Annotated in this window: 11 protein-coding genes and 1 pseudogene; 6 read left to right on the top strand and 6 right to left on the bottom strand. The window is 72.9% G+C overall.

What is annotated here, in order from left to right; genetic code table 11:
- Positions 1-213: pseudogene (locus A2U95_RS32105) on the bottom strand (hypothetical protein); the annotation flags it as partial.
- Positions 206-1,156: an SIS domain-containing protein gene (locus A2U95_RS21120; protein ID WP_166025667.1), complete on the bottom strand. Its 951-nt coding sequence runs from the start codon at positions 1,154-1,156 to the stop codon at positions 206-208. The gene A2U95_RS21120 and the pseudogene A2U95_RS32105, both read right to left, overlap by 8 nt.
- Positions 1,157-1,838: 682 nt before the next feature.
- Here A2U95_RS21120 and A2U95_RS21110 point away from each other — a divergent pair.
- Positions 1,839-2,651: a DeoR/GlpR family DNA-binding transcription regulator gene (locus A2U95_RS21110; protein WP_166025665.1), complete on the top strand. Its 813-nt coding sequence runs from the start codon at positions 1,839-1,841 to the stop codon at positions 2,649-2,651.
- 80 nt (positions 2,652-2,731) lie between these two features.
- Here A2U95_RS21110 and A2U95_RS21105 read toward each other — a convergent pair whose 3' ends face one another.
- From A2U95_RS21105 to A2U95_RS21090, 4 genes are all read right to left on the bottom strand, one after another.
- Positions 2,732-3,730: an NEW3 domain-containing protein gene (locus A2U95_RS21105; protein ID WP_166025663.1), complete on the bottom strand. Its 999-nt coding sequence runs from the start codon at positions 3,728-3,730 to the stop codon at positions 2,732-2,734.
- Between the two features lie 37 nt (positions 3,731-3,767).
- Positions 3,768-5,204, bottom strand: a complete 1,437-nt coding sequence (locus A2U95_RS21100; protein WP_166025662.1) for a Gfo/Idh/MocA family protein — start codon at positions 5,202-5,204, stop codon at positions 3,768-3,770.
- Positions 5,205-5,701: 497 nt separating this feature from the next.
- Positions 5,702-7,000 (bottom strand): SGNH/GDSL hydrolase family protein, encoded by a 1,299-nt coding sequence (locus A2U95_RS21095; RefSeq protein ID WP_166025660.1) that lies wholly within the window; start codon positions 6,998-7,000, stop codon positions 5,702-5,704.
- Between the two features lie 155 nt (positions 7,001-7,155).
- A complete protein-coding gene (locus A2U95_RS21090; protein ID WP_166025658.1) occupies positions 7,156-9,135 on the bottom strand; it encodes an RICIN domain-containing protein in 1,980 nt (659 codons plus the stop codon).
- Positions 9,136-9,520: 385 nt separating this feature from the next.
- On the opposite strand from A2U95_RS21090, the gene A2U95_RS21085 reads away from it, so the two are divergent.
- From A2U95_RS21085 to A2U95_RS21065, 5 genes are all read left to right on the top strand, one after another.
- A complete protein-coding gene (locus A2U95_RS21085) occupies positions 9,521-11,434 on the top strand; it encodes a glycoside hydrolase family 35 protein (RefSeq protein WP_166025656.1) in 1,914 nt (637 codons plus the stop codon).
- 423 nt (positions 11,435-11,857) lie between these two features.
- Positions 11,858-12,334: a macro domain-containing protein gene (locus A2U95_RS21080; RefSeq protein ID WP_166025654.1), complete on the top strand. Its 477-nt coding sequence runs from the start codon at positions 11,858-11,860 to the stop codon at positions 12,332-12,334.
- A gap of 250 nt (positions 12,335-12,584) precedes the next feature.
- Positions 12,585-13,505 (top strand): DMT family transporter, encoded by a 921-nt coding sequence (locus A2U95_RS21075; RefSeq protein WP_166025652.1) that lies wholly within the window; start codon positions 12,585-12,587, stop codon positions 13,503-13,505.
- 696 nt (positions 13,506-14,201) lie between these two features.
- Positions 14,202-14,912: a polyprenyl diphosphate synthase gene (uppS, locus tag A2U95_RS21070; RefSeq protein WP_277350956.1), complete on the top strand. Its 711-nt coding sequence runs from the start codon at positions 14,202-14,204 to the stop codon at positions 14,910-14,912.
- Positions 14,909-16,387 carry an oxygenase MpaB family protein gene (locus A2U95_RS21065; protein WP_166025648.1) on the top strand — a complete coding sequence of 493 codons (1,479 nt, stop codon included), beginning with the start codon at positions 14,909-14,911 and terminating at the stop codon, positions 16,385-16,387. The genes uppS and A2U95_RS21065 overlap by 4 nt, the downstream gene beginning before the upstream one ends.
- The last annotated feature ends 32 nt before the right edge of the window (positions 16,388-16,419 follow it).

Genomic DNA, 16,419 nt, shown 5'->3' with positions numbered 1-16,419 from the left:
GCCGCCGCGCGCGCCGCCCGCGCTCCGCCGGGCGGCCGGTCCGGCGCCGGCGCACCCCGCCCGGTCGCCGGGTCCGGCCCGGACCAGCCCGGTCCGGCACTGGAACGTCAGGTGCCCGGGCAGCCGGTCGCGGACCGGGCCCGGGAGCAGCTTCGCGGTGCCGCCCACGGCGGGGGCCAGGACGCAGCCGTGTCCTCGGTGTTCCTCAGGCATGGCCGTCCTGGAGGACGACGGACCGGGTGAGGTTGCGGGGCCGGTCGGGGTCGTGGCCGCGGGCCTCGGCGAGGGCGACGGCGAGGCGCTGGACACGGACGAGGTCGGCGAGCGGGTCCAGGGCGGCGGGCGCGGCGGCCGAGTCCGCGACCAGGGTGCCGCCGACCCGGGCGACGTCGCCGGCCAGTCCCTCCGGGAGCCCGCCGAACGCCCACGTGACCCGGCCCGGACCGGTGATGCTGATGGGCCCGTGCCGGTACTCCATCGCCGGGTACGCCTCGGTCCACGCGCCGGCCGCCTCCCGCATCTTCAGGGCGGCCTCCAGCGCCAGGCCACAGGTCCAGCCGGTGCCGAGGAAGGTGAACTGCCCGGCGGCGAGAACGGCGGTGCCGAGGGGTTCGAGGACGGCCCGCCCGGCGTCACGGATCGCGGCCTCCAGGGGCCGGACACCGGCGGGCAGGGCGCCTTCCGACTCCAGGTGGGCGCGGAGCAGCGCGAGGTTGGCGGTGGCGAACCGGGTCTGGACGACCGACTCCTCGTCGGCGAAGTCCAGGACGGCCACGGCGTCGGCCGCCCGCATCACGGGGGTCGCGGGGTCGGCGGTGACGGCGCCGGTGGCCACGGTGCCCTTCACGCGGCGCAGCAGGTCGAGGACCTCGGTGGTGGTGCCGGAGCGGGTGATGGCGAGGACGCGGTCGTAGTGCCTCCCGTACGGGAACTCCGAGGCCGCGTAGGCGTCGGTCTCGCCGTGGCCTCCGGTCTCGCGCAGGACGGCGTAGGACTGGGCCATGAACCAGGAGGTGCCGCAACCGACGACGGCGACGCGCTCGCCCCGCCGGGGGAGGGCGTCGCGCCCGCGCGGCAGTGACGCGGCGGCCTGGCGCCACACGGCGGGCTGGGAGGCGATCTCGGCCGAGGTGCGGGAGGAGGAGGTGGCGGACACGGTGGTGCACTCCTTCGTCGGAGGGGATGGAACGGGTGCGGCGCGGTGCGGCGGGCCGGGCTGCTTCACGGGGTCGGCGGTGAGCATCCGGATCGCGAACGCCGGGTCGAACGCGGCGTTGCACGGCACGGGCGTCCACACCGGGTTGAGCATGCCCAGTTGACGGAACTCGCGAGAGAGGCCCACCCGCAGCGTCGAGCCGCCGGCCACGAGGAGGGTGACCTGGAGGTCGCTGCCGAGGAGCTGTCGGACGCCTCGTCGCCGTGGTCCGCGGCGACGAGCTCCAAGGTCACGGTTCCGCCCGCGGACTCCCCGGTGCCGGCGCCCCCGCAGGCGGTCAGGACCGGAGCACCGGCCGTCCAGTGCGCCGGGAGGACGAGCGTTCTCTTCTTCACTGCCGCCTACCGCCTTGTCCCCTGAGAGGTGCGCGAATCTGCTCAGGGAATCCACCCTTCGAGCATCTGCGAGCACTCGCTGCGAGCCGCAGTATTCAGGAAGGAGGGACCGCCGGTCCAGGGGCTTGGCGTGAAAGTTGCAGGAGGAGGATCGTGAACTGTTCCTTCGTGCAAGGAAGGGAGAAGGGGCGAGCACCTTCGCCCGTGACGCTTCCCTCGTTCGGTAGCGGCCCGGACGTCCCTTAACGTGTCAAGAGCGCAGTACCGAGGCCGAGGGAGCCCGACCCATGTCCAAGCACGATCGGTGGAGCAAGCTGCTGGAACTGCTGGCCGCCGAAGGCCGGCTCGACGTCGACGCAGCCGCCGCCGCGCTCGACGTGTCGCCCGCGACCATCCGGCGCGATTTCGACGAACTCGCCGAACAGCAGATGCTGGTACGCACCCGCGGCGGAGCCGTCGCGCACGGGGTCTCCTACGAATTGCCGCTGCGCTACAAGTCCTCCCGCCACGCCTCGGAGAAGCAGCGCATCGCGGCGGCCGTGACCGAGATGATCGCCGACGGCGACGTGGTGGGCCTCAACGGCGGCACCACGACGACCGAGGTGGCGCGGGCACTGGCGCTGCGCACGGGCGGCAGCCGCGGCGAACGGCGGCGCCGGGACCCTGCCGACGCCTCGTCCCCCCTGTTCACGGTCGTCACCAACGCGCTCAACATCGCCGGTGAGCTGGCGGTGCGTCCCCGGGTGAAGATCGTGGTCACCGGCGGGGTGGCCCGCCCCCAGACGTACGAACTCGTCGGACCGCTCACCGCGGGAGTGCTGAACGAGGTCGTTCTCGACGTCGCGGTCCTGGGGGTCGACGGTGTCGACTCCCGGCTGGGACTGATGACCCACCAGGAGGACGAGGCCAGCATCAGCCGCCTGTTCACCGAGCGGGCGCGCCGCGTGATCGTGGCCACCGACTCCTCGAAGATGGGCCGGCGCGCCTTCGCGAGGATCTGCGGGCTGGACCGCGTCGACGTCCTGGTCACCGACTCCGGGCTGCCCGCCGAGACGGGGGTCCGGCTCACCGAGGCCGGCATCAAGGTCCACGCCGTCTGACGCGGGGGCGGGCGGCCCGCGCGGGGCGGCCCGCCCGGGGCGGGCCGCCGGCTTGTCCGCGCGTTCGCCGCCGCGGCCGTTCAGGGGGCGATGGCCATGTCGAAGACGTGGACGTTCCTGTTGGACGGCAGCACCACGAACTCGACCTGCTTCGCCGGGTCCAGCGGGACGGAGTGGGCGAAGACCCGGTAGGCGATGCCCGCGTTCCCGTAACCGTCCGGCCGGTTGCGGCCGTCCGTGGAGGCCACCAGCGTCGCGCCGTGGGCGTCGGCCGGGTCGAAGGACCAGTTGGGGAAGCCGAACGGGCCGCGGGTGCTGGTGCCGTCGGCGTAGTACACCGTGGCCGTGCCGGTGGCCCCGCCGGTGACGCCCGAGCCGAGGAGGACCAGCTTGCTGCCCTTGCCGTTCAGGGTGATCGCCTGACCGGCGCCGGTGACGTTGTCCTTGGTGCCGGGTGCCACGTCCGGCCACGTCAGCTCGGCGCCCAGGGCCTCGACCCGGCCTCCGGGCTCCAGCCCGGCGGCGGCCAGCTTCTGCGCCGAGAAGCTGTTGCCCTCGCCGTCGTAGTCGCCCGGCCCGGTGTTCCCCTCGTCGGTGATGCCCACGTTGTCGTAGGCGGCCGCGAGGTCCGCGAGCGGGGCGCCGTTGGTCTGGGTCCGGGTGGCGGTCGCCGACCCCGCACCGTCACCACCGGCGTAGGCGGCCGTGGCGGTGAAGGTGCGCAGGGCGAACCCGTCGCGCTTCTCGGGCACCTGGATCCGGAACTCCGCGGCGGCGGTGGCGTCCACCCCGAAGGCGCCGGCGACACTGGTGACGGCCGGCTGGACGGCCCAGCCGGCCGGCCCCGCGAAGGACACCCTCAGCGACCGCATCCGCTGCGGTCCGGCGTTCTTGACGGTCACCTTCACGGTCGAGACGGCCGGGCCGTCGAGGTCGACGGAGGAGATCGACACCTCGGTCCGCGAGGCAACGGGCTCGGGCGGGGGTTCGGCGCCGGCCGCGGCGGGCGCGGAGACGATCACGAGCAACGCCGCCACCACTGCGGCCCCGAGGGATCTGAACGTTCGGACGGTTCTCACGGACTGCTCCTTCTGCCGGTCGGCCGGGGGAGGGGGCTCAGGCGACGGGGGGCATGTTCGTCTCACGGGAGTCCAGGCCCAGGCGCAGGTTCACCCAGGAGCCGCGGGTGAAGTCGGGGACCTCCACCGGACGGCCGCCCGCGGCGAGGGACGTGACGCTCAGCGGTACGGGCGAGCACCAGGAGGCGGAGTCGTAGACGTCGATGTCGGGTACGAGACCGGCGCGCATCAGCTGGACGGTGCGCCACTGCAGGACGTAATCCATGCCGCCGTGGCCGCCGTTGTTCGCCGCGTCGTCGCCGATCTTCTTCCACAGCCAGTGGTCGAACTCCTTGCGGTAGGAGTCGAAGTCGCGCCAGGAATGGCCGCTGTGGTCCGGCTCGACGTAGATCCGTCCCCCCGTCGACGACGTTCCCGCGTAGTCCTCGAAGATGCCGCGGCTGCCGGCCAGGCTGTTGATCCTGCTGTACGGGCGGGGCGAGCTGACGTCGTGCTCGGCCCTGATGACGCGGCCCTTGGCGGTGTCGATCAGACAGGTGACCAGGTCACCGTTGACGTAGGTCTCCTTCCACGAGGGATGGGACCTGTCGACGAACCGCTCCCGGTAGTCCGCGAGGCCCTTGGGCTCGGTGGCGGTGGCCCGCAGCACGGTCATGCGGTCGCCGCGGTTGACGTCCATCGCGGCGGCGACCGGCGCCAGGCCGTGCATCGCGTAGAAGGACGCGGTGCTGCGGGTGTGCCACAGGCGGCGCCATGAGTCGGTGTAGTAGGTGTCGGAGAACAGCAGGCTCCGCAGGTCGTGCAGATAACCGCCGTGACCGTTGGTGACGTCGCCGAACAGTCCTTCGTGGGCCATCTTCAGCATGGCCAGCTCGTTGCGGCCGTAGGAGCAGTTCTCCGAGAGCATCAGGTGCCGGCGGGTGCGTTCGGAGGTGTCGACGAGGTCCCACAGCTCGTCGAGTTCGGTGGCGATGGGCAGTTCGACGACGACGTGCTTGCCCGCCAGCAGCGCGTCCCTGCCCTGCCGGTGGTGGAACTCCCAGGGCGTGGCGATGTAGACGAGGTCGATGTCGTCGCGCTTCAGCATCTTCGTGTACGCGTCCTCGGAGCCGCCGTACTCGGCCGGGCGGGGCTTGCCCAGGGCGACGAGACGGTCCGCCAGGGCCTTCGCGCGGTTCGCGCGTATGTCGCAGACGGCGGTGACCCGGCAGCCCGGTACGACGGCCCAGCCCTCGCCCATGCCTCTCCCGCGGTTGCCGATGCCGATCACGCCGACGCGGACGGTCTCATGGACGTCGTAGGGGACGCCGATCATCGACTTCTGGTCCCTGCGGCGCCTGGGCGTGGGGGCCGGCAGGACCGCGCCCGGGCCGGCGGGCTCCGCCCGGGCGGAGCCGGCGCCGACCGCCACCGCCCCTGTTGCCAGGGCCCCTCCCAGGAGCGAACGGCGTGAGACTGCGGGGATTTCGGGCATGAAGAAGCTCCTCTGATCCGCGACCGGCATCACTGGCGAGGACGACTGTGATGGCGGCGACACAGCCGTGTCAATACATGCTCGAAGAACCCGGTATTCGATCAGAAAAAAGCAAATACAACGAGTCACGGCCCCCGGAGCGACTCCGGGGGCCGGGATGAACGGCGGCACCAGCGGGAACACGACCGTGATCGAACGCGCCGAGACGCGCTCGCCGCGGTGCCGCCGCCCCTTCGGTGGCTTCCCTCCTCCGGCGGGACGGCGGGAGGCCGCGCCGGAGGACGCGGTCGACCCCCTTGACGGCCGTCATGTGCCGACCTGCCGTCCTTCACCCTCGCAGGTCAAGAACCCGGCCCGGGCCGGCGTGTCCGCGCCCTCCGGCGAGGGGATCCGACTGCGGAACGGCCCCCGCGAGGGAAGGCTGATCCAGCGGCACGCGGTCCGGGCCTTCCGCGTTTCCGGGCTCGGACTCGGCGGGAAGCGGACGGATCCGCGCACTAGGGGATGACCATGGAGCAGACGCGGCTGCCGGGGTCGAAGACGCGCAGGTCCTTGATCATCTTGTGGGCCAGGAACAGGTGCCCGCGCTGGTCGGGGTGCAGCCCGTCCCCCAGGAGATCGGTGGGCACGCTGCCCCCATGGGCCGCCGTCCAGTGGGCGTGGTGGTCGACGAGGACGACGCCTTGTTCCTGTGCGACCGACCGCATGGTCTCGGCGTAGTCGCCGAGTGCCGTGCGGTTGCTCCATCGGGTGAGGTCCACGGGGTTGGGGGTCTGCAGGACCGGTACGGCCCCGCCGGGCAGGGCGCGGACGGCGGCGACCAGCCTGAGGAGGTTCGCCCGGTAGACCGCCGGGCCGATGCCCGGGGTCGCGACGTCGTTGGTGCCCAGCATGATCGACACGACGCGCGGTGCGAACGACGTCACCCGCTGGGAGAACGCGGCCACCAGGTCGTCGGTGGTGCTGCCGCTGACACCGGTGTCGACCACGAAGTCGGTGTTCTTGGGCTTGCCCAGCTCCCAGCGGACGCGCTCCTGGAAGTGCTCGGCGTAACTGCGCCAGCCGTTGGTCCACAGGGCGCCGTGCGTGATGCTGTCACCCGTGATCACCCAGTTGGCGGGGGTGTCGGAGTTGAGGATCCCGGAGATGGCGCCGAAGTCCGCGAGGTCCACGCGGACGCTCTCCGCCTGCAGTTCCGCCTGGGTCAGCACCCGGTCGTAGACGGCGACCCGGCGGATGCCGCCGGTGTAGAACCATTCACCGCCGGGATGGGTGCTGTCGACGTTGCGTCCCACGTTGACCGCGGCCAGGCCGGAGACGGCGGAGAAGAACTGGGTGTTCGCCAGGGTCAGCACGGGGCGTCCGTCGGCGTGGAAGGTGGTGCCGTCGCCGGAGACCGTCACGGCGAAGGTGTGCCAGGCGCCGTCGTCGTACATCGTGCGGGTGAGGCGGTTCACCTTGACGGAGCCCTTGTCGCGGACGACGAACTGCAGGGCGCCGCCGGCCAGTCCCAGGAAGACCTCGCTGGACGGCTCCGCCGGGTTCGACACGCCGAGGAGGGTCATCGCCAGGTTGCGGCTGGTGGTCCTGCAGGTGGCGAGGACGGTCCCGGTGCTCAGCCCCTTGACGGCGGCCACCTGTGCGGAGAGGTCGGTGTACGACGTGCCGTCGTAGGTCTTCTCGATCCGGTGATCCAGTACCGGTCCCACGGCCTGCGCGGCGAACGCACGGCCCGCGGGGACGGTGATCGCGGCGGCCAGGGAGCCGGCGGCGGCCAGTACGGTTCGTCTTCGCATGGTCTTTCCCTTGTGCGATGGGGCGGCCCACGCGGGCCGCTTCGGTCGGGCCGTGGGACGGGCATCGGGGGTGCGGCCGGAGACCCGGCGGGTGCTCTCCCGCCCGTCGTCGACGTGCTCCGGGGCCCGGCCGGCGGCGGCCGGGCCCCGGCGGTTCAGGGCTGCGGGACGAAGGTCCACGTCTGGATCGCGGTGGACCCGGCCGGCTGCTGGGAGATCGGTCCTCCGTCGGCACCGGACGCCAAGGTCAGCAGCAGACCGCTGGACCTGGAGGTCAGGGTGTAGCCGCCGTCCTTCCACGTGGCGGTCCAGCGCTGGTTCGCCGCCCCGCTGCACGGCCACTGGATGACGGCCGCCCCCGCCTGCGTGGAGTTGTCGCGGACGTCCGCGCACAGGCCCGAGTTCACGTTCCGCAGCGTGTGGGTGCCGTCCGCGTTGCGGGTGACCGCCCACTTCTGGTTGTCGCCGCCGTGCCACTTCCAGCCGTGCAACGGGGTGCCCCGCACGGTGGAGTTGGCGGGCACGTCGACGGCCTGGCCGCCCGCGGAGATCTGGTGCACCCCGTTCGCCGGCCCCGGGGGAGCGGTGCAGGCCGTCGTCGCCTGGTGGGCGCCGCGGTCGGGGACGCAACCGGCCGTGACCGGGTTGCCGAAGTAGTCGCGGCCGCCGGGCGAGGCCATGGGCCGGCCGTTGGCGAGCGCGGACGAGCCGCTCCGGAGCCGGTAACCGTCCGCGTCGGCGCGCGAGGTCGCGGTGCCCGGTGCGGTGAGCTCCGGATCGGCGGTCACCTTGTTCGGGTCGGCCGGTTCACCGGCCGGGTGGTTGCCGTGGAAGACGTTCGAGTCGAACGCCAGGCTGCCCGCGTTGACGTAGGAGGCCTCGGACGTGGCCACGTGGAAGACGTTGTTGCTGAAGACCGCGTTCGCGGCGCCCGAGCCGTTGGCGTTGCTGATGATGTCCACCGGACGGGAGAGGTAGAAGGTGTTGTTGTAGATCTGCGTGTCGGTGGTCCTGGCGCAGACGATGTCGAAGAGTTGTCCGCCGTCGTTCTGGCTGATGTTGTAGCGCACGACGTTGTCGGCGGTGGTCGAGCCGGAGCCGTTGCACAGGAGGATGAAGCCGCCCTCGTTGTCGTGGCTGTAGTTGTACTGGTAGACGGTGCCGATGTTGGCCTCGTCGATGTCCAGTCCCTGGCCGTCGCACTCGCTCCTGCCGCCGCTGACCTCGTTGTACTGGTACAGGGCGCGGTCGGTGTTCCAGCCCCAGATGCCGGCCGCGCAGTGGGCCGGTTCCCGCTCGCGGAAGCCGTCGACCCTGTTGTGCTCGACGAGCGCGCCCTCGGTGTGGTGCGGCACGATCGCGTCGCCGCCGATGTCGGTCACGGTGTTGCCGCGGACGACGACCCGGGTCTGCGGTGTCCAGGACCCGCAGGCGGTACCGCAGTTGGGGTTGTTGAGCTCCGGCCGCAGCATCCAGCGCGTCCAGAAGTGGATGCCGTAGCGGTCGACGGTCCGCACCGTGTTGTTCTCGACCACCACGTCGTCGAACCGGGTCGGTGTCGTGTGGCCGAGGACCTCGAAGAAGATGCCCGCGCTGGCGTCGTCGTCCTTCCTGGTCTGGTTGCCGTTCACGTCGTGCACGTCCAGCCCGCGGACCCGGTAGTGCGTTCCCGTTCCGGAGTCGGTGCGGGTGATGTGGACGCCGCGCCTGGTCGCCGCGGTGTCCCCCTTGTTGGAGATGTCGAGGTTGGCGATCTCCCAGTGCTCCTGGTCCGCGAGCCGGACCACGTCCGTCACCTGACCGGCGCCCGCCAGTCTCGGTTTGGCGCCGCTGCCGTAGGCGTCGATCCGGATCGGGCTCCCCGGAGATCCCGAGCCCTTGGGGAAGAGCTGCTGCCCGGTGCAGGTGGAGCCGCGCCTGAGGAGGATCGCGTCACCGGGCTGGAACGTACGGGCGTTGACCGTGGCCAGGGTGTTCCAGGGTCTGGACAGGCTGCCGTCGCCGCCGGCCGCGGCACCGCAGTCCACGTGGAAGGACTGGGCCTGCGCCGACGCATGGCCGGCGGGCGCGAACCCCAGCGAGGTGAGGGGGAGGGACAGGACGGACAGGAGCAGAGTCAGTCTTCGTAAGCGCACAGTGTCTCCCTACGAGGTCGTCGGACGGAACCGGGAGGTGCGGTGTGTTCGTACAGGCAGGTAGGATGCGACAGGAGACGTCTGATGTCTTGACCACCAGGACGGTAGGAGACCGGCGAGGACACCGTCAAGAGCATGTGCGCCGCGCCTTCGGACCGCGTACCGCCGTCCGGTGTCGCGCGGCCGTGCCGTGCCGCGGTCCACCCGTGCCGGCCCTGTTGGCACCGACAACCCCGTCTGCCATAGTTCCGGGTCGTGTTCACCGTGTTCACCGTGTTCACGGGAAGGCCCTGCCGTGCCCCGGAGCGGCGTGCCCGTCCCTTCCCCGGCCGCGGCACGCGTGGCCGCGGGGCGCGACGGGACGGGTCCGAGGGAAGGGTTGGCCATGGCACCGACGACATCCGGGAACCCCCGGAACGCGGAGGGCGGGCGCGGGACGCCGGGGGAGGGGACCGCCGACGGCCGGAAGGCGGGCGGGCCCCTTCCGTCCGGCGGGCCGACCCCGCTTCCGGAGGCCGCGCCGGGGCCGATCCTGACCCATCCGCACGGCCGGCTGCTGCGGGCCGGACGGCCGCACCGGATCCTGTCGGGGTCCCTGCACTACTTCCGCGTCCACCCGGACCAGTGGGCCGACCGCCTGGAGCGGGTCGCGGCCATGGGCCTGAACACCGTGGACACGTACGTCCCGTGGAACTTCCACGAACCGCGCCCGGGCCACCACCGGTTCACCGGGGGACACGACGTCGAACGCTTCCTGCGCACGGCCCAGGAGACCGGCCTGGACGTCATCGTGCGGCCCGGCCCGTACATCTGCGCCGAGTGGGACAACGGCGGGCTGCCCGTCTGGCTGACAGGCCGCCCGGGCATGCGCCTCCGCTCCTCCCACCCGCCGTACCTGGCGGAGGTCGAGCGCTGGTTCGACGAGCTGATCCCGCGGATCGCGGCCCTCCAGGCGGGCCGGGGCGGACCGGTGGTCGCCGTCCAGATCGAGAACGAGTACGGCAGCTACGGCGACGACCGCGCCTACGTCCGCCGGGTGCGGGACGCCCTCGTCGCACGCGGCATCACCGAACTGCTCTACACGGCCGACGGCCCCACCGAACTGATGCAGGACGGCGGCAACCTGCCCGGCCACCTCGCCGCCGCGACGTTCGGCTCCCACGCCCGTGAGGCGGCCGCACTGCTGCGGTCGCGCCGCAGCGACGAGCCCTTCCTGTGCGCCGAGTTCTGGAACGGCTGGTTCGACCACTGGGGCGAGAAGCACCACGTCCGGTCGGTCGGGAGCGCCGTGGGCACCCTCTCCGACATCCTCGGCGCCGACGGCTCGGTCAGCCTCTACATGGCGCACGGCGGCACGAACTTCGGGCTGTGGTCCGGCGCCAACCACGACGGCACGTCCTTCCGGCCGACCGTGACCAGCTACGACTCCGATGCGCCGATCGCCGAGCACGGGGCGCTCACCGAGAAGTTCCACGCCTTCCGGGACCTGCTGCACACGACCACCGGAACTCCCCGGCGCCCGCTGCCCGCCGACCCGTCCCTGCTGTCGCCCCGCACGCTCCCCGTCACCCACGAGGCCGGCCTGCTGGGGGCGCTCCGCGCGGCCTCCGTCCCGGTGAGCTCCCCCCACCCGCTGAGCTTCGAGGAGCTGGACCAGGCCTCTGGCCTCCTCCTCCACCGTGCCACGCCGCACCTGCCGGCAGGCAGTCACCGGCTCACCGTCCACGGACTGCGCGACCGCGCCCAGGTCTTCCTCGGCGGCTCCCCGCTCGGCGTCCTGGACCGGGAGAACGCCTCCCTCGACCTGCCGGGCCGCGGTGAACGGGCCTCCCTGGAACTGCTGGTGGAGAACCAGGGGCGGGTGAACTACGGGCCCCGGCTCGGCGAGCACAAGGGCATCCTCGGCGGAGTCGCGGTCGGCCCGCGGCTGGTGCACGGCTGGACGATGCACCGGCTGCCGCTCGACGCCTGGACCGAGGAGGACCTGGCGCGGGCGGTGTCGGCCGCGCCACCGGAGGGAACCGCCGGGTTCGCGACGGCACGGTTCACGGTCACCGAGCCGGCCGACGGCTTCCTCGCCTTCCCCGGCTTCGCCAAGGGCTTCGTGTGGGTCAACGGCACCCTGCTCGGCCGCCACTGGGAGACCGGCCCCCAGCGCACGCTCTACCTGCCCGCCCCGCTGCTGGTACCGGGCGAGAACACCCTCACCCTGCTGGAACTCGAGCGGCTGGGCGACCGGGTGGAGATCCTCGACCGGCCCGACCTCGGGCCGGCCGAGGAGTACGTCGGAACCTTCTGACAGACCCACCACGGCACCGCCCTCACCCCGCCCGCCCCGACGCCGGTCTCCCGGACCCGCGCGGGAACGCGGGGAGGCGCACCGGGCCGCGCTTCGAGGAGTCCGCGAGCAGGACGACGTCTCGGATCCCGGCCAGGGCGGCGTGGGTGACCTCGGCGGTCACGGCGGCCGCATAGCCGTGACCGCGCAGGCGGGGCGGCGGCGTGCACGACGCCGATCCGGATCCGGCCGCCGACCAGCGGGTTCATGCCGACGGCGGAGACGGGGACACCGGCTGGGTCTTCCCGGAGGGCGCAGCGTTCGCCGGCGCCGTCGGTGAGGTGCCGGTCGTCCGGATGCCTGCCCCATGACCTCCCGGGTCCGGTCCGGGCCGGGCCGGACAATGCGGTGGACTCGTCGTCGTGATCCGGCGATCATGCCGTGGTGAAGACGCTGACGATCGTCGCGGGTGACGCGACGAATCCCCAGGCCAAGGGGCCGAAGATCATCGCGCACGTGTGCAACGACCTCGGCGGGTGGGGCAAGGGCTTCGTCCTGGCGATCTCGCGCCGCTGGCCGGAGCCGGAACGGGCCTACCGCCGCTGGCACCGGGAGCGGGCCCGCAACGACTTCGCCCTGGGGGCGGTGCAGTTGGTGCGGGTGCGGTCCGACATCTGGGTCGCCAACATGGTCGGGCAACGGGGCATCAGGACCGGCAGCGGCGGCCCGCCCATCCGCTACGACGCCCTCGAACGCTGCCTGAACACGCTCGCCGGCCACGCCCTGGAGCACGAGGCGTCCGTGCACATGCCCCGCATCGGCTGCGGCCTCGCCGGCGGCCGCTGGGAGCGCGTCGAGCCCATCGTCGACGGCGCCCTGGGCGCCCGGGACGTCGCCGTCACCGTGTACGACCACGGCTGAGCCGAGCGCCCGCCGCGTGCCGGCGCGGAGGACCGGGGCGGCCCGGGGACCGCTCCGGCTAGACTGCGTGCCATGCAGCCGTACCGGATCACCTGCCCGCCGCCCCGCTCCTGAGCGGGGTGCTGCCCGGGGCCGGCCGACGTACAGGCCGTGGCCCCGGCCCGGTGCGGCCTTGAGCCGTCGATGACGCGCTGCTGACAGCCCCCGCTCCGACGACGTCCTTCCGCCACGTCGAAGCCGGAGCCTCTCCATGTCCACACGCTTGTCGTACGCCCCTGCCCGCTTTCCGCGGTCGGGTACCCCCCTGCTGGTCCTCGCCGGAGTGCTGTGGGGCACCGGTGGCCTCGCCGGTTCACTCCTCGCCTCCCGTACCGGCCTGCAGCCGGTCGCCGTCGCCGCCTACCGCCTGCTGGTCGGCGGCCTCCTCGTCACCGCCTACGCCGCGGTCGCAGGCGGGCTGCGGACGGGGCCGTGCACCCGTGCGGTGGTGGCCCGCGCGGCCGTCACCGGCGGTCTGCTGGCGCTGTTCCAGACCGCGTACTTCGCCGCCGTGGCGGCCACTTCGGTCAGCCTGGCGACACTGACCACGATGGTCGCCCTTCCCGTCCTGGTCACCGTCGGCTCCGCCGTTCTCGACCGGCGCCGGCCCTCGCCTCGCGCGGCCGGGACGATCGCGCTCGCCGTCACCGGGCTGGTGCTGCTGCTCGGTTCCCCGACCGGCACGAGCGGCGACCGTCTCACGGGCACGGGCCTGGCGCTGCTGTCCGCGCTGGGGTTCGCCGCGCTCACGCTGAGCCACCGGGCGCCGCTGCCCGGCCTGAGCCGGGAGGCCATGACCGGGCTGGGCTTCCTGACGGGGGGCTTCGTGCTGCTGCCCGCCGGCCTGGTGTCCGGGATGGCGCTGCCTGCACGGATCGACGCGGTCGGCGCCGTGGTGTTCCTCGGGCTGGTGCCCACCGCCGTCGCCTACACCAGTTACTTCGCCGGCCTGCACCGGACCGGCGCGGCCGCCGGGGTCGTCGCGGTCCTGCTCGAACCCCTCACCGCCGTGCTGCTCGCGGTGCTGCTGGGACATGACCGCCTGGGCGGGGCACAGTGCCTCGGCGTCGTCCTCGTCCTGGCCGCGATCGCCGTCCCGCAGACGCGGACCGGGGCGACCGCCGCTTCCTGACCCCTTCCCGATCCGGCCGGTGCCCCGTGATCCGGATGATCGCGGGGCACCGGCCCTGTCCGCCGGCCCGTGGCCCGTCCGGGTCACCGGTCGGATGTGACCTCTTCACCGGTTCCGCGCGAAGCGTGCGCGCATGAAGCGCGCACCGCGTCCGCACACTGCGTCCGCACACCGCGTTTCCGTCCTCCTCCAGCCGGAAGACGGTGGGCCCCCGCGGGCATGACGACGGAACGGCCGCTCCCGCCGCAGTCGTCCGCCTGACGGTTCAGCGGCCTGTGCCTGTTCCGGCCGGCATCGGACGGACCCACGCGCGGTCGTCACAGCGGCCGGCGCTTCGGAGGGATCAGGCACCCGGGCCGTCAGCGGACGAGGCCACCGGTCGTGGTTACCGGGGAAAACCGCCGACGCCGCAGAAATCGGACACATGAGCCAAGGGTGACGCCCCACCCGTTCGGCCGATCAGGCCCCTTCCGCGCCGTCAGACTCCTGAAGGGAGCGCCACGGCGGAACGTCCGCACGGGGGGATACGGGGTGGGTGTGACCGAGCGCGGGAGGACCGGCCGTGCCGCTTCGGGCGGGACGGGGCCGGCTGTGACGGACCACGGCGTCCGGCGCACACGCCTGGCGACGGGGGACCGGCCGGGCGGACGACGGCACGGCGACGAGCAGCAGCGGGACGACGGGCGGGCGCGCGCGGTGCCGCGGCACGTGGCCTGCGTGATGGACGGCAACGGGCGCTGGGCCCAACGGCGTTCACTTCCCCGGACGGCGGGCCACCGGGCCGCGGAGACCACCGTCATCGACATCATCGAGGCCGCCCGGACGGCCGGCGTCCAGTGGCTCAGCCTGTACGCCTTCTCCACCGAGAACTGGAGCCGCCCCGGCACCGAGGTCGACTACCTGATGCGCCTGGTCCGCCGAGTCGTGCGCAAGCACGCGCCGCTGCTGCTCGCCCGCGGCATCCGCTGCCGCTTCCTCGGGGCCACGGACCCGCGCATCCCCCGCGAACTGGCGCAGGACTTCGACGATCTTGCGACGCTGACCGCCGGCAACCAGGGGATGACGCTGACCGTCGCCTTCGACCACGGCGGGCGCCGGGACATCGTCGAGGCCGCCAGGTCACTGATCCGCACCGGCACGCCCGCCGACGAGGTGACCGAGCGGCTCTTCGCGGACCACCTGCCGTTCCCCGACACCCCCGACGTCGACCTCGTCATCCGCACCTCCGGAGAACAGCGCATCTCCAACTTCATGCTCTGGCAGGTGGCCTACGCCGAGTGGGTCTTCCCCGAGGTGCTCTGGCCGGACTTCCGGGCCCCCGACTTCCTCGCCTGCCTGCACACCTACCGGCGCCGTGACCGCCGCTTCGGCGGCGTGCCGCCCCAGACGAACGGAGACACGTCATGACGACCGGAACCACCGGGACGGCCGGCGGGGCACCCCTGTTCGGCACGCAATCGCAGTTCCGCGCCTTCTTCGACGACCCGCGCTGGGCGCTCGCCATAATCCGCGCCACCGTCCTGGAGGCCGCCCACCCGCAGGTCGGCGCCGCCCTCGCCGAGAACTCCACCTTCGTCGCCCACCCCTGGCGTCGGCTGCGCAACACCTTCCTCAGCATGCGGCGCATGTTCGACCCCGACCCGGCGGTACGCGAACGGGAGGCCGCCCGGCTCAACCGGCTGCACGCCCGCATGAGCGGCTCCGACTCCCGCGGCCGCGCCTACGACGCCATGGACCGTCCGACCCGCGCCTGGGTGGTCGCCACCCTCTTCGAGAGCGCCGTCACCATGTGCCGGCTGAGCGGCCAGCCGCTCGACCAGGACACCATGGAGCGCATGTACGCCGAGTACCGCGCCTTCCTCGCCGCGCTCGACGGCGACGCCGGCGAACTCCCCGAGGACCTGAACGACTTCTGGCGGTATTTCGACCGGGTCGTCGAGGAGGAACTGGAGGACACCGAGGCGGCCCGCGTCATCCTCTTCCGGCTCTTCGACCACCTGCCCGCTCCGGCACTGCTCGACGGCGCGCCGACACTGTGGGCGGCCGGCCGGGCCGTCGTCGGCCCGCTCCTCGGCGCGATCACCGTCGCCTCACTCCCCGAGCCCTACCGGCGCAAGGCCGGCCTGCCCGAGACACCCGGCGCCCCGACCCTCATGCAGGGCGCCTACCTCGCCGCCGGCCTCACCCGTTTCCTGCCCGAGGGCTGGATCGACGCCGAAAGCGTGATCGAAACCCTCTCCCTCCCGCCCGACAGCGACGACCCCCGCGCCCGGACCGTGAGCGCGCTGCGCGCCCGCATGAAGCGGGCGTCGGCCCTGCTCCGCCTCGTCACACCACTGAGCGGTGACACCGGACCCGACCCCGCCCCGGCCGCCACGGCGGCCACGGCGGCCACGGAAGAAGGCCGGCGCTCGGCGGAGGAGTTCTTCCGCCAGGTGCTGGACCAGACCGGCGACGGCCACCTCGACTGGCCCGACCTCGCCGCCATGGCACGCGAACTGGCCACCCGCCTCGACCTGGACGAACCCGAGGAGACCCGGCTCTACGACGCCTTCGCCGCCTGGTGGCGCGAACTCCAGGCCGCCCTCGACACCGACGGCGACGGCCGGGTCGGTGTCGACGAGTACGCCGCCGCCGTGCCCTCCCTCGCAGGCCCCGCGCTCATCCGCGTCGCCGAGGTGCTCTTCGACGTCACCGACAAGGACGGCAGCGGGACCATCGACGAAGACGAGTACCGGACGCTCTTCCGCACCGCCTTCCACCGCGACCTCACCACCGCCGACGGCTCCTACGGCCGCAGCGCCTTCGTCGGCGACTTCCTCTCCTTCATGTCGGGCCGCCGCGCGAACACCCCGTACGACCCCCTCCTCGCCGACGCCTGACGCCCCGCACGTGCCGCGGTCCCGGCGCCCGC

The sequence above is a fragment of the Streptomyces chilikensis genome, assembly GCF_001642695.1.
Lineage (GTDB): Bacteria > Actinomycetota > Actinomycetes > Streptomycetales > Streptomycetaceae > Streptomyces > Streptomyces chilikensis.
The sequence above is the reverse complement of the archived record's forward strand: the minus strand, read 5'-3'. Positions and strand labels throughout refer to the sequence as shown.

Excerpts from the sequence above, each read along its gene's own strand:
- A2U95_RS21075 (WP_166025652.1), top strand. The coding sequence starts at position 12,585 with ATGTCCACACGCTTGTCGTACGCCCCTGCCCGCTTTCCGCGGTCGGGT.
- A2U95_RS21100 (WP_166025662.1), bottom strand. The coding sequence starts at position 5,204 with ATGCCCGAAATCCCCGCAGTCTCACGCCGTTCGCTCCTGGGAGGGGCC.
- A2U95_RS21110 (WP_166025665.1), top strand. The coding sequence starts at position 1,839 with ATGTCCAAGCACGATCGGTGGAGCAAGCTGCTGGAACTGCTGGCCGCC.
- A2U95_RS21095 (WP_166025660.1), bottom strand. The coding sequence starts at position 7,000 with ATGCGAAGACGAACCGTACTGGCCGCCGCCGGCTCCCTGGCCGCCGCG.
- A2U95_RS21065 (WP_166025648.1), top strand. The coding sequence starts at position 14,909 with ATGACGACCGGAACCACCGGGACGGCCGGCGGGGCACCCCTGTTCGGC.
- A2U95_RS21085 (WP_166025656.1), top strand. The coding sequence starts at position 9,521 with ATGGCACCGACGACATCCGGGAACCCCCGGAACGCGGAGGGCGGGCGC.